The organism is Arthrobacter sp. CAL618 (assembly GCF_000468215.1).
GTDB lineage: Bacteria > Actinomycetota > Actinomycetes > Actinomycetales > Micrococcaceae > Arthrobacter_D.
Genome location: NZ_ASZW01000019.1, coordinates 5,764 through 18,327, shown reverse-complemented (window position 1 = coordinate 18,327; position 12,564 = coordinate 5,764). Strand labels below are relative to the sequence as shown.

Below are 12,564 nucleotides of genomic sequence, written 5' to 3'. Positions count from 1 at the left end.
GAAGTCCGTATCCGCTTCAATGTTACGACTCAAGCCGAAGAGACGAACGATCCCGTTGCGAAGTATGTCGATCTGACTTTGTGGCCGTGCGCAGTCCTCGTTTCAGCCCAGGCCGCAGCTTGGGAGCTGCAGTGAAATCAGGAGGCGGTCTTCACGACGAGCACGTCACAGGGTGCGTTATGTACGACACTCCACGCAACGCTTCCCAGAACCCGTCGAAGCCCCTTCATTCCCACGTTACCTACCACCAGCAATTGGGCACCGACACGCTCGGCTTCCTCGATGAGGACATCCTGCGGCTTGCCCCGCCCCGCAGCGGGGCGCACCTTCACGGAAGGGTGTTGTTCGCGCAGTTTCACTGCAACCTGCTCGGCCAACTTGAGAGCCTGCTCAGCATCATCCAGTATCCAAGTGTCGTTGCCGATATGGACAACTTCCGTGTTACCCGTAATATGCGCGCTGACCACCACAAGTTCTGCATCGAGGCCTTCGGCAAGAGTCGCGGCGCGCGAGGCTGCCTTGTATGCGGTCTCGCTTCCATCCACACCAACAATCACACTTCCGGTCATGACGTTTCCTCCTCGAACTTCGAACCGCAATTGCGGTATGTGGTGCCTACTTGGTTCGCTTACCTTACTCGGTCAAAGAATCCCATGCCTCTTCGCCGACGCCCGGAACAAAACATCCGGCGCGGTGACTATTGCAAGCCCCTTTCAGCGCCGCAGTGGATCACAGCGAATTCCGTCGAGGTCACCCGAATCGGAATCCCGACAGGAGAGTCGATCCTTACTGGTGTACTGGCTCGTGGAGGCCTAGATTACGGGCATGACTAGTTCTCCCGTACCAGGCACGCATAGTGACGAACCCCATGACAACACCATCCATGGCAGGCTCAATTGGCTTCGAGCGGGTGTGCTTGGAGCCAATGATGGAATCGTCTCGGTCGCTGCCCTCGTCGTCGGAGTTGCGGGAGCGACAACGGCAACCCCCGTGATTCTTGCCGCTGGCATTGCCGGTCTTGTCGGCGGTGCGATATCCATGGCCCTCGGAGAGTATGTGTCCGTGAGTAGTCAGAAAGACAGCCAGCAGGCCCTCATCGCCAAGGAACGCCTTGAGCTTGAAACCGAGCCTGAAGCGGAACTTGCGGAGCTGGCCGGAATCTACGAATCGAAGGGGCTTAGCCGGGACACAGCCCATCAGGTGGCAGTGGAACTCACCAAACACGATGCCCTGGGGGCCCATCTCGAAGCTGAACTCGGATTGCGCGAGGACGCCGTGGCGAGCCCGCTAGCCGCTGCGGCCGCATCTGCGCTGGCCTTCACCCTTGGCGCGATCCTCCCCCTGCTGACGATTCTTCTGTTTCCAGAGGAAACTCGTGTCCTCGCGACCTTCGTCGCAGTCCTGATTGCCCTCGCCGTAACCGGCTACGGAAGCGCACGGATTGGCGGCAACCCGGCGACGCGCCCAACCGTAAGGATCGTTCTTGGCGGCGCGCTGGCATTGGCAGCCACCTTCCTGATCGGGTCACTCCTGGGCACCACGGGAGTGGTCTGACGCTCCACTGATGCCTGGGAATCGCTCTCTCTTCATTGAGGTTGCCAACCAGGGAGGCGCCGTTAGTGTAAATGTTTGTACATTTAGTTTTTCCGAGTAGGTTTAATACAGTGCCCCACTGAAGGTGGGGCTTATCGAGGCCTTTTACCGAACCCAGCCAAAGGCCTTGGTCCTTTAAATAGGAAGGCTGGGGCGGGGAAACCATAGGTGGGTTCTTTAGGAACCCTTGGGGTGAAGCCGGGCGGGCGTTTGTGCTCGTGCGGCCGGGTGTCTCCCATCCGAATCCGACAGCTCACCTCGTAGGTATAGGGAGAGATTATCCATGTCATCAAATACTGTGCGCGCCCGACATCGCGCCGATACGAAAAGCCGTTCGATTCTTCTCCTCAGCAGGCAAGCCGTCCTGCCTCAGGGGGGACCCAAGATCGCCGCGCTTGTGGTTGCTTCCGGAATGCTTGCGGCGGGAGCAAGCCCCGCCCACGCTTCGGCGATCGCCCACCCGGCGCAGGATCACACCGTTTCACCGTTCTCATCGGCTGCTTCAACAGTCGAAGTGGAGGCGAGCCCCACCAATCAAGGCACTGCGTACACCGTGAAGTCAGGTGATTCGCTGGGCGCTATCAGCGTTCAGACAGGTGTGGCGTTGCACAAGCTGCTGAGCCTAAACCAGCTCACCGTCACGTCAATCATCTACCCGGGAAACACCATCGTGCTGTCCGAGGAGTCGAATGCCGTGACTGCTGCACCGGTTGCCTCTGGCTCCGCAGCCTCGTCATCAGCGGTTTCCGACTTTAGCGTGAGTACACAAAGTGCATCGATCAGTCCCCTGAGTAACCGGGTGAGCAGCGAGTCAGGAAATATCTGGGATTCCTCGGACGCTCCCCAGAGCGGTACTGCCAACAGCCGTATTCTTGCCTTCGCCAACACGCAGTTGGGCGCTATTCAGGACTGCACCGTCCTGGGCGAAGGGGCATTGCGAGCCGCCGGGGTGATGGGGGTGGGAGACGAGTCCCCTGAGTCCTTGATGGCCTTCGCTACTCCGGTATCAGATCCCCAGCCCGGCGACTTCGTCTACTACGCCGACGGCGGGATGGGCTTTTCACACAACGCCGTCTACCTCGGCGACGGACGAGCCATCCACAGCGGCTGGAACGGTAACCAGACCGTTGAGGAATCCGTCAATGTGGGTTCCGGTCCTGTCTATTACCGGGTCAACATCTAGTTATCCAACGCCGCTGGCGGGTCTCAGACCTCGCTGACAGCGGTGTTTCTCGGACGCGCCCGGACACCAGATCCGACAAACAGGGATCTGGTGTCCGGGTGAATCCCCCTTTTCCCTCCCCTTGTGCCTTCCCATGGGGCGCACGACGCCAGGAGTAATGAATGCCACAAGAATCTGATCAACGAACCGCGGGTGTTCGATCGGCCACCCTCATCGCTGCCCTGCTTGTCGCCGCGCTCATCCTGATTATTGGCTTGATCGCTTCCCAGCGAGCCTCCTCACCCGCTTCTGATGGATCAGGAACAGACGTCGCAGAGGAATCCGGCGGCCGGGAGGAAGAAAAGTTTGATTTATCCCGGCGCATCGCCGACGACCCGTTAGCAATGGGTGAGGTCGACGCCCCCGTTGTTCTGGTCGAATACGCCGATTACAGATGCCCGTTCTGCGGGGTTTTCTCTCGCGAGACATTGCCGGCGTTGGTCGAGCAGTATGTTGCTAGCGGAGAACTAAGGATTGAGTGGCGAGATTTACCTGTTTTCGGAACTGAGTCTCTTGATGCTGCAGTTGCCGGCCGGGCAGCAGGGGAACAGGATAGGTTCTGGGAGTTCAATAAAGCCGTCTTCGCTGCGGCCCCCGACCGCGGACACATCAGCCTCCCGCGCGAGGAGCTGATCCGCATCGCAGAAGAAGTTGGGGTAGCCGACATCACGGCCTTCACAGCGGATCTGGACTCGGAGGAGCTCAATCAGGCTGTTCAAACCGACGCTGAGGAAGCCGCAGCCCTGGGAGCTACCGGAACACCCTTGTTTCTGGTGAACGACATCCCCATCTCGGGCGCCCAACCGGTAGAAGTATTTGAACAAGCCATTGAGACTGTGCTGGCAGAAACCAGTCCCCAGTAATGCTAATCGGGTACAGCGGGGCGTTCCTCGGTGGTCTCCTCACCCTCCTCAGTCCGTGCTCAGCATTGTTGCTGCCAGCATTCTTCGCGTATGCCTTCAGCACAAAACGGCAACTGGTCGGCCGGACCATGCTCTTCTACGCAGGATTGTTGTGCACCCTCGTACCCCTGGGGGTCTTCGCTGGCACCCTGGGGTCCCTCGTCACCACTGACAGACACATTCTCATCGGGCTCGCAGCCGCCCTCATGATCGTTTTGGGTCTCATTCAGATCCTCGGTGTCCGCCTACCGGCATTCATCCGCACCCGGTCCGCGACTGTCGGTTCCGGCGGTTCCGTCTTCGTCCTCGGATTGGCGTACGGGGTCGCAGGAGCCTGCACCGGACCCATCCTTGGGTCAATTCTTACCGTCGCCGCAGCTGGCAGCAACGCCGTCTACGGCGGAATTCTGCTCGCCATCTATGCACTGGGAATGGCAGTCCCGCTGTTCTTCCTCGCTGCGCTGTGGGACCGCCTCGGTGTTTCCGGACGTCGGTGGCTTCGTCCCCGCCCTGTAACCATCGGACGGTGGTCCAACACCTGGATTATGGTGATCTCTGGCTCCCTTTCAATCGGCATCGGAATCTTCCTCATCGCCACAGACGGAACAGCGAGTCTGGGTGGGATCCTTTCCGTTACTGACCAGTTCGCCCTCGAGAACGCGGTACGTACCTTCGCGGACTCAATCCCCGACGTAGCTGTCATGCTGTTAATTCTCATGCTCCTCACCGCAACCGGCGCCATCTACTTACGCCGGCGCAGCCACAGGTCATCAGCACCCCCGAATGACCCCGCATCACCAGAAGCGTCTTCGGATCAAGTGTCAAAGGAAGCTCCATGACTCCCCGCACCGAGAACCCCACGACCCAGCGACCCAGTCTGTTCAATGCTCTTCGTCAATGGCCCTTACGCCGGTGGATCTCCGTATTATTCGGTGCGGTGGCGACCTTCCTGCTCGTAGCCATTCCGACCGATCTCATCGACACGCCATTATTCAGCCGTGAAGTTCCCCCCACCTGGTGGTCGGTGCCAGCACTGATCATCTCCTCGGTGCTAAGCGGCCTGGTCCTCGGTACCTATGTCGCTCAGGATCGGATCGAGGAATCTCCGCGCACCCGTTCGGGCATCGCGGGAGCGATCGTGACCTTTTTTGCCGTCGGCTGCCCCGTGTGCAACAAGATCGTCTTGCTCGCTCTGGGAACCTCGGGAGCGATGCAGTACTTCGAGCCCATTCAACCCGTCCTCGCGGTTCTCGCTATCGGCCTACTCTCCTGGGCCTTCTACCGGCGCGCCGCGTACGAGGATCGTTGCCCAGTCCCAGCGAAGTCGGTATAACGGCCGTTTGTTCAGGACGTCGGCGGATCCGCTTTACACCCGAAGTTGGTCGCAATCTCCACCCGGTCACCCACAACATAGGTTCGTCGGAACTCGACGTATTGCGCCCGATGACACCCAGTTCGCTCGATCAGTAGAAGTGGCGAACCGGCGGCACATTGCAGAAGCCTCGAGTGCTCCGGAGCGGCCAGGACAGCCGAGAGTTGCTCAGTTCCGCCGTTGAGGACCATTCCGCAATGCTTTTCGAGCTCCCCATACAAGGAGTTCCTGGTGAAATCTGAATCCACTAAACCTCCCGTAATATCTGCAGGCATCCACACTTCGTCCAGCGCAATTGGCTCCTCGTCGGCAAAGCGCACCCGAGTGAGATGGAAGAATTCGGCGTCCTGCTTCAAGGAAAGCAGGGTCGCCGTGGCAGGACTCTGTGTGATTTCCTGTTGAAGCACAACGCTTCGGTGTTCCATCCCAGAGTCTCGCACGGACGCCAGCAGGCTGTATAACGGGCCGAAGGCTGTATTTCCTCCCGCCTGGACCCGCGACATTCGCCCGGGATGCGCGTTAACGTGCCCCGCATCCCGCAAGGGCCTCAACGCTGCCCTGATCGTTCCGCGGCTGACCCCGTATCGTTGCGCCAACTCAAGCTCGCCCGGGAACCGGGCATCGAACGTGCCACGTTGGAGCTCGGTCAACAAATCGGCGCTCACCCGTTTCCACAACGGACCTGCCGCTCTAGTTCCATCAGTTGTCGTCATGCCGGTAATCCCTCCCGAAACCCTTCAATCAAACCCCACACCCGCATCCCCATTCATCCCATCTACTAGCTGAACCAAGGCTACGCCCCAGCAACTGGCCGAATAGCGCAGCTTGAGCGGCCTGGGAATGGAACCGTGAGCGATTGTCTCGCTGGGTCCCGTGCCACGTCCTTAGCGCTGTGCGGGAGGTAACGCCGACCTGGAGCCAGCTACCGACCACGTGTTCCTGGCCTCGCGAGCCCTAGGAACACACGGCATGCTCACTGACTTCGGCTACGCGACCCGGGAGTCAGTTATGGTCTTCCTTCTGCCTTGGGGTGGACGTTGTCTCGGAGGCCCGGCAGACTGAAAGGTCAAAGCGGACGCAAGACTGTCGCCGGGAGAGACCCGATGGAGCACTTCAGCCGATTTAAAGGTGAGTTCCTCAAAGCCCTGAGGAATCTTCTGCCGATCGTCGTCGTCGTTGTGGTGTTTCAGGTTTTTGTTTTCCGTTCCGTGGCTGATGAACCCGGGGTTTTGTTGGCCGGGTTATTCATCGTCACTGTTGGGGTTGTCTTGTTCCTGTATGGGCTGGATCTGAGCATCTTTCCGGTGGGCAAGAATTTGGCCAATCAGTTTGTCCGGCGCGGCGCGCTGAGCCTGTTGTTGCCGTTTGGTTTCGCTATAGGTTTTTTGCCTCTGTCGCGGGGCGGGCGGATATTGTTGCGGGCCGCCTCGCCGTGGGGCGGGGTTCTAATCATGCCGGTGGCGTGTCGTGGCGGTGCGCCCAGCGCCGGACGCCCTTTTCCGCCTCCACAATAATCAGCACCGTTGAGCCGATGCCGATGCAAAGGAGCCATTCCCACGGACGCAGCGGCGTGAGCCCGAGTAAGTCCGCGGAGACCGGCCAGGTTTGCACGGCCCAGTGCAATGTCTGGGCCGCCAGAGAGGTGAAGAGCAGAGGTTTGTTCGCCAGCAGCCGGAGCTGGAAGAAGGACTTGTTTTCGGCCCGCGAACTGTGGACCTGAAAGAAGGTAAGCACCACGAACATCGTCAGCGCGAAGGTCCGGGCATGGGTTTCCGTGTACCCGTTGTGGAGAGCCACAATGAAAGTCAGGGTCACGGCCAGCGCCATCCAGCAGCCGGTGATCCCCGCCCGGAACCACAGGGTGCGCGAAAGGATGCCCTCGGACGGCTCGCGGGGCGGGCGGGTGAGCTCATCACCTTCAGCCGGTTCGAAGGTCAGGGCGATGTCCTGGGCGCCATTGGTCACCACGTTCATCCACAGCATCTGGACCGGCAGGAACAGCAGGGGCACCTCGGCGAAAACGCTCAAGGTTACGGCAACCAGGGCGGCCGTACCAGTGGAGAGCAGGAAGAAAGTGGTCTTCCGGACCGCGGAGAACGTGACCCGCCCCTCTTCTACGGCGTGCACGATGGTGACGAAGTTGTCGTCGGTCAGTACGACATCGGAGGATTCGCGGGCGACGTCGGTTCCGGACTTACCCATCGCGACGCCGATCGCAGCCGCCTTGAGAGCCGGGGCATCGTTGACGCCGTCGCCGGTGACAGCGACGACCTTGCCGTTGGCCTGCAGCGCGCGCACGATCCGGAGCTTCTCCACCGGGGACACCCGTGCCGCAACGGACGTCTGTAGTATCCGGGCGGCGAGCATCTGATCATCCAGGTCCGCCATTTCCGCGCCAGTGAGTGCGGGTTTGTCCGTCGAGAGGCCCAGCCGGCCGGCGATGGCCGTCGCCGTCACGGGATGGTCCCCGGTGATCATCATGACTTTGATCCCGGCCCGTCTGCATTTCACAATGGCGTCGGCTACTCCGGCCCGCGGAGGATCAGTCATTCCTTCCATCCCCAGAAACGTCAGACCGGAGGGCGGCGGCAGAGGTGAAGGCAGTTCCTCGCTATCGGCGAGGATTCTGGACCCAGTGGCAATGACACGCAGCCCGTCCCTGCCCATCGCCTCGTTGGCCGCGTGGACCTGCGCCTCGTCGAGAGGAACGGTTCCGCCGGGTACCGCCAGAACAACTGCCCCAGCCAGTACTGCCTCCGGAGATCCCTTCACGTACAGTGTCCGGCGCCCGGCGGCATCCTGCTGAACGGTCTGCGAATAGCGCAGGTGAGGTTCATAGGGTTGATGGGCAGCCGGTTCGGCTGTGCGCTCCGCTTCACTGATCGCGGCGCGGACGACGGCGGTCAGGGCCATTGCCGCGTCGACCGCGTCGCCTGAATATTCAAGGTCATCGTCTTCGGCGGAGAGTGTCGCCTCATTGGTCAGTGCACCGGCGCGCAGGACGGCACGCACCAGGGGCGAGTCCGTTGATCCGCCGTCGTCCCCAGCGGAAACATCCACGGTCCCGTCACTCGTCCAGATCCTCTCCACGGTCAGCCGGTTCTCGGTGAGCGTCCCGGTCTTGTCCGAACCAATGACATTGGTGGACCCTAACGTCTCAACGGCAGGCAGAGTGCGCACAATCGCGTTCCGCCGGGCCATCCGTGACACCCCAAGGCTCAGCGCCACCGTCAGGACGATCGGCAGTGACTCGGGAATGCTGGCAACCGCCAGTCCGACAGCGGTGCGGAACATCGTAGAGACGTCGTTGCCTAGCACCAGCCCGGCGATGAAGATGAAGACAATCGCGGCGAGGACAATCAGGCCGATCCGACGCTCCAGGCTGTGGGTGAGCAGCTGTAGCGGTGATTTCCCGGTTGGGCCCTGGACGAGGGCGTTGATCTCTCCCAGGGCAGTGCTGGCCCCGGTCGCAATCACGACGCCTTTGCCTCTGCCATTCCCAACAAATGTGCCACTAAATGCCACGTTCGTTTTGTCGGCGTCGCTGACGTCTGCTGGCAAGGCAGCGGTATGCTTGGACGCGGCGAACGACTCCCCCGTCAGCATCGACTCATCCACCTGCAGTCCGTTGGCTTCGAAAAGCCGCAGGTCAGCCGACACCCGTTCGCCGCTCTCCAGCAGCACCACTTCCCCGCGGACGACGTCTCGCCCCGGGATTACCTGTTCTGAGCCGTCCCGCAGTACCCGGCACGTCGGGCTGGCCAACGATTGGAGTGCACGCACGGCCTCCTCCGCCTTGCGTTCCTGAAAAAAGCCCAGGGCCGCATTGATACACAGGATGAGGACGATCGCGCCTGCGTCCACCCAGTGCTGCTGAACCAGGGTCACCACAGCCGCCACCAGCAGAATACCAATCAGCGGGCTGATGAACTGGCGAAAAAGTACCCGCCACCAGGGGCTCACCTTCGCGAAGCTCAGCTCATTCGGGCCCAGGTCAGCCAGTCGGCGGGTAGCCTCGGAACCGCTGAGCCCCTGCGGGCCCGTTGACAAAACCGAGAAGACCTCGGAAGGATTCAACGCGTGCCATGAGGGCGGCGTCACTGAGCTCGGCGCGGATGCCGCGAACTGGGCTGGCATAGGCTCAGTCTTCTCGGACACTGGCTATCCGACAAGGGACTTTCGGACCGAGTGCAGCAACTGACTGCAACAGGACAGCGGGAGCTCCTGTGTGCCGTAAAGGCCTTCCAGAAGGGGTCCTTAGGCTCTACCTGCCCGAATTCAGCCAGGGCATGATCTAAGGAGGAGACCCTCAACCAGTCAAGGACTGATCGTGAACGCGACTTTGATCCCACCCCATGCGAAAAGAGCTATGATTCCTCGCCCGGAGTCTACTGGCCCAACTCACAGTGGGGGGCCAGCGTGAGTACCCACGAGGCGCCTGAGCACCCGATTCTCGTCGGCTACGACGGATCTGACACATCAGAACGGGCAGTTTTGTGGGCTGCGCACCACGCCGCTGCGACAGGGCTGCCCCTCGTCGTCGTGCACTGCTGGATGGGAATGTCTCATTCAGGCGGACCTGGCTCGATCATCGACGCCTCCGACAATGCCCGGCGGGCAGCAGAAAGAACTGCTGCCAAAGGGTTGGAACTCGCGAAACAGGCCGAGCCAGACGTCAACACAAGCGCTCATCTGATTGTTGGACACCCCTCCGAGGTCCTCACGAAAGCTTCCACGGACGCTTCTCTGCTTGTCACCGGGTCCAGAGGACTGGGCGGTTTCAAAGGCTTGCTCATCGGATCAGTCAGTCTCCACCTGGCATCCTGTGCCTCCTGCCCCGTTGCCGTCGTACGAAAAGAACGACTGGCAAAAAGGGGCATCCTCGTCGCCATTGACGGCTCGCCCCAAAGCGACAAGGCCCTTCTGTTTGCCGCGGATATGGCGAAAGCGCGCCACACCTCCTTACGTCTACTGCATATTCGTCCCTACAGCCGATACGCCATCACGCGACCACCGGTTTCAGAATCAAAGAACGATCCAGTCGTCCAGCAGGCTCTCGATCTGCTGGACGATGACGTCGATGTCACCATCGTGGAAGACTCGTTGGACGGACCCACTGTGCCGAGGAATATCGTTCTACATGCACAAAAGGCCTCCTGCGTTGTTGTCGGCGCCAAAGGACGCAACACCCTCACCGTTCGCCTCGGGTCCACCGTGCACGCGGTCTTGCATTATGCCCAGGGGACAACCATCATCGTCCGCTGATGAAGCCTGTTCTCGGCCCAGGTGAATCCCCCAATCTTCCCTACGAGCCCGCCGATCACCCAGCTCATCGACTGCGGCGTGGAAGTTCTCCAGTACCCGTGAGGTATTCAGCAATTGTGGCAAGTTTGGTATTGGTATTCGAGCTCGAACGCACAAGCAGAATGAATGCTTGATTCCCAGTGATTCCGTACCGCTCCATCAAAATCCCCTTAGCCTGACCGATCGTGTCCCGGCTGGCAAGAGCATCATGCATCTGATCCATTTTTTTGCTCTCCGCAAAAGCCACCGACGCGTGAGCGGCAATCAAGAGTCCAATTTCCTCCGATTCGGCATTGAATGCGTTGGTGTGCCGGCTATAGAGGTTCATCGCCCCAAGGTTGTCCCCTTCCACGTAAAGCTGAAAAGCGAGCATACTCGCAGCACCGAGGTTCATCGCCCCCTCAGCAAAACGAGGCCAGCGGTCTTCGTGAGCCATATCCGGAACACTGACGGTGCGGTGTTCGAATACCGCATCAAGGCAAGGACCCTGACCGACCCGGGTCTGCAGAGCATCAACCTGTCGGGGGAGATCGCTCGACGGTGCGCGGGACTCTACGCCCCGTCGTCCCGTTATCAGACTGATCGAGGCATCATCGGTGCCCGGCACCAGGTCGATGGCTGCCTTGACCATATGCGCGAGGAGGGATTCCACATCGTCTTCGGCTTGCAGCACACGAGCGAACTCACTCATCTGCTCGGCCATGTCTTCGAAAGCGACATTGCTGGGGATAGCTCCAATGAGTCTGTTCGGTGCGGTACTGCTTTCCGCCATATCCCAGTATCCCGCGTTATGTGAATCCAGTCCACAGATCGTCCGAAGCTCCGTCAGTACCACGATTGGACCTCAACTCGTGGAGAGACGCGTGGGCTACTTCTGCGCACTTTGCAGCGCTCGGGGCTACCGCCCTGGCGTATTTGCGTCTACGCTGTCCCTTAGGTCCAGTAGCTGGCCGCAAGAAGATCAACTTGTGGAGCCATGCGTGGAACATAAATTGCGAGTCATTATCAAGCTGGATATCGATCATGCCAGCGCGACCGTTCAGATTACCGGTTGTCTGACGCCTCAAGGCTGTAAGGCGCTTCTCCCCCTAATCATCCGCGCTCAAGGCTTATCAGGAAGTCTCGCGGTTCAGATTGACCTCTCGCACGCACGGCACATCGACACCGAAGCATTGCATTCGCTGGAGGCCTACTCGCTTACGGGGACCGTCGCGGCAGATCCCCAACTCCGGATCACGATGCCCGCTCATCTCCCTACCTGTCCCGCGCTGAAGCACAGCCTCGATGTTCTTTAGCCGCAAGCAACCCAGAAGAAGCCTTCCCCTGGGTGCCAGAATGCCCAGGGGACCTCCACTTGCCAATTTCTCGACGAGTCCCNCGCCACGTTCGGGCGGAGCATGGGGGGTCTGCCCGGACGTGGCGTTACACAGAACACCGGAAGTGCTCATGTGCGGGACTTGATCAGCGTCGGTGGGGGTTCACCAGCCAGCGTTGAACGTGTGGTTCGGTCCGCCCAAGGAAGTCAATCATTCGGGCCGCGACAACTGCGGGGTTGCTGTGGTGCACGGCATGTGGGCTACCGCTGATCTCGATGAGCTCGCCGTTCTGGGCAGAGTCCGTCAGAGATCGGGACCAGCGGAAGCCAGCTATTGGATCCCGGGTGCCGCGCATGATCAATACCGGTTGTTCCGCCAAGGGCAAGCGTTCTTCAAGCTTGTAGGCCATGGCTACCGCGAGCTCTGTAACGTACCAACGAGGCCCGCACCGAAGGACGTCCAAGAACTGTGAACCGTTCAGCAATGGCTTTTCCAGCATCGAATTGAACATCAGCCGTGGCGCCTGCCGGAGCACCGTCCGCTGTTTCACGTCTATCGCTGCCCCAATCAGAATCAGGGTACTCACCAGATCTGGGCGTTCAATGGCCAGCTCAGTTGCGCTTTGTACTCCCATGGAGTGGCCGACCACCACGTATGGTCCTCCACCGATTTCATCCAGAAGGGAGCCGATCAGCGTCGCGCTGTCTGGGTTTGTGAGCTTGTCCGCTGGTCGATGAGTCCAGCCGTAGCCGGGAAGATCAATGAGATAGCTATCGCCGTGAACGGCCAGAGTTGCGGCAAGCCGCCTGAAATAGCGGTGGGACATGCCGATACCGTGAATGAAGACGAATACCC

12 protein-coding genes and 1 riboswitch are annotated in these 12,564 nt (G+C 60.2%); of the genes, 7 read left to right on the top strand and 5 right to left on the bottom strand.

All coding sequences use genetic code 11. The annotated features are described in order from the left end of the window. Positions 1-137: 137 nt before the first annotated feature. Positions 138-569 carry a universal stress protein gene (locus K728_RS0100860; RefSeq protein WP_019482230.1) on the bottom strand — a complete coding sequence of 144 codons (432 nt, stop codon included), beginning with the start codon at positions 567-569 and terminating at the stop codon, positions 138-140. 256 nt (positions 570-825) lie between these two features. On the opposite strand from K728_RS0100860, the gene K728_RS0100855 reads away from it, so the two are divergent. From K728_RS0100855 to K728_RS0100835, 5 genes are all read left to right on the top strand, one after another. After that, positions 826-1,554, top strand: a complete 729-nt coding sequence (locus tag K728_RS0100855) for a VIT1/CCC1 transporter family protein (RefSeq protein ID WP_024475551.1) — start codon at positions 826-828, stop codon at positions 1,552-1,554. Positions 1,555-1,696: 142 nt separating this feature from the next. Then, a riboswitch (cyclic di-AMP (ydaO/yuaA leader) is annotated at positions 1,697-1,874 on the top strand. Positions 1,875-1,876: 2 nt separating this feature from the next. Continuing rightward, on the top strand, positions 1,877-2,776 hold the full coding sequence (locus K728_RS19995; RefSeq protein ID WP_024475550.1) for a C40 family peptidase: 900 nt from the start codon (positions 1,877-1,879) through the stop codon (positions 2,774-2,776). A gap of 161 nt (positions 2,777-2,937) precedes the next feature. Further along, positions 2,938-3,678, top strand: a complete 741-nt coding sequence (locus tag K728_RS0100845; RefSeq protein ID WP_024475549.1) for a DsbA family protein — start codon at positions 2,938-2,940, stop codon at positions 3,676-3,678. Next, a complete protein-coding gene (locus K728_RS0100840; RefSeq protein WP_024475548.1) occupies positions 3,678-4,556 on the top strand; it encodes a cytochrome c biogenesis CcdA family protein in 879 nt (292 codons plus the stop codon). Before K728_RS0100845 ends, K728_RS0100840 begins: the two co-directional genes overlap by 1 nt. After that, positions 4,553-5,050, top strand: a complete 498-nt coding sequence (locus K728_RS0100835; RefSeq protein WP_024475547.1) for a hypothetical protein — start codon at positions 4,553-4,555, stop codon at positions 5,048-5,050. Before K728_RS0100840 ends, K728_RS0100835 begins: the two co-directional genes overlap by 4 nt. 11 nt (positions 5,051-5,061) lie before the next feature. On the opposite strand, the gene K728_RS0100830 is transcribed toward K728_RS0100835, so the two are convergent. Further along, on the bottom strand, positions 5,062-5,802 hold the full coding sequence (locus tag K728_RS0100830) for a GntR family transcriptional regulator (RefSeq protein WP_024475546.1): 741 nt from the start codon (positions 5,800-5,802) through the stop codon (positions 5,062-5,064). Positions 5,803-6,192: 390 nt separating this feature from the next. Here K728_RS0100830 and K728_RS20335 point away from each other — a divergent pair, with 390 nt between their 5' ends. Further along, positions 6,193-6,603, top strand: a complete 411-nt coding sequence (locus tag K728_RS20335; protein WP_084442776.1) for a DUF1538 family protein — start codon at positions 6,193-6,195, stop codon at positions 6,601-6,603. On the opposite strand, the gene K728_RS0100825 is transcribed toward K728_RS20335, so the two are convergent. Beyond that, complete coding sequence (locus tag K728_RS0100825; protein WP_024475545.1) at positions 6,539-9,226, bottom strand: cation-translocating P-type ATPase; 2,688 nt, start codon at positions 9,224-9,226, stop codon at positions 6,539-6,541. The genes K728_RS20335 and K728_RS0100825 overlap by 65 nt on opposite strands. A gap of 282 nt (positions 9,227-9,508) precedes the next feature. On the opposite strand from K728_RS0100825, the gene K728_RS0100820 reads away from it, so the two are divergent. Beyond that, on the top strand, positions 9,509-10,354 hold the full coding sequence (locus tag K728_RS0100820) for a universal stress protein (RefSeq protein ID WP_024475544.1): 846 nt from the start codon (positions 9,509-9,511) through the stop codon (positions 10,352-10,354). 64 nt (positions 10,355-10,418) lie between these two features. On the opposite strand, the gene K728_RS0100815 is transcribed toward K728_RS0100820, so the two are convergent. Both K728_RS0100815 and K728_RS0100805 read right to left on the bottom strand, forming a co-directional pair. Next, a complete protein-coding gene (locus tag K728_RS0100815; protein WP_237742061.1) occupies positions 10,419-11,228 on the bottom strand; it encodes a GAF and ANTAR domain-containing protein in 810 nt (269 codons plus the stop codon). A 626-nt stretch (positions 11,229-11,854) separates the two neighbouring features. Then, positions 11,855-12,564, bottom strand: a 710-nt coding sequence (locus tag K728_RS0100805; protein WP_193353908.1) for an alpha/beta fold hydrolase, incomplete at its 5' end; no start/stop codon positions are given.

Excerpts from the sequence above, each read along its gene's own strand:
- K728_RS0100860 (WP_019482230.1), bottom strand. The coding sequence starts at position 569 with ATGACCGGAAGTGTGATTGTTGGTGTGGATGGAAGCGAGACCGCATAC.
- K728_RS0100855 (WP_024475551.1), top strand. The coding sequence starts at position 826 with ATGACTAGTTCTCCCGTACCAGGCACGCATAGTGACGAACCCCATGAC.
- K728_RS19995 (WP_024475550.1), top strand. The coding sequence starts at position 1,877 with ATGTCATCAAATACTGTGCGCGCCCGACATCGCGCCGATACGAAAAGC.
- K728_RS0100845 (WP_024475549.1), top strand. The coding sequence starts at position 2,938 with ATGCCACAAGAATCTGATCAACGAACCGCGGGTGTTCGATCGGCCACC.
- K728_RS0100840 (WP_024475548.1), top strand. The coding sequence starts at position 3,678 with ATGCTAATCGGGTACAGCGGGGCGTTCCTCGGTGGTCTCCTCACCCTC.
- K728_RS0100835 (WP_024475547.1), top strand. The coding sequence starts at position 4,553 with ATGACTCCCCGCACCGAGAACCCCACGACCCAGCGACCCAGTCTGTTC.
- K728_RS0100830 (WP_024475546.1), bottom strand. The coding sequence starts at position 5,802 with ATGACGACAACTGATGGAACTAGAGCGGCAGGTCCGTTGTGGAAACGG.
- K728_RS20335 (WP_084442776.1), top strand. The coding sequence starts at position 6,193 with ATGGAGCACTTCAGCCGATTTAAAGGTGAGTTCCTCAAAGCCCTGAGG.
- K728_RS0100825 (WP_024475545.1), bottom strand. The coding sequence starts at position 9,226 with ATGCCAGCCCAGTTCGCGGCATCCGCGCCGAGCTCAGTGACGCCGCCC.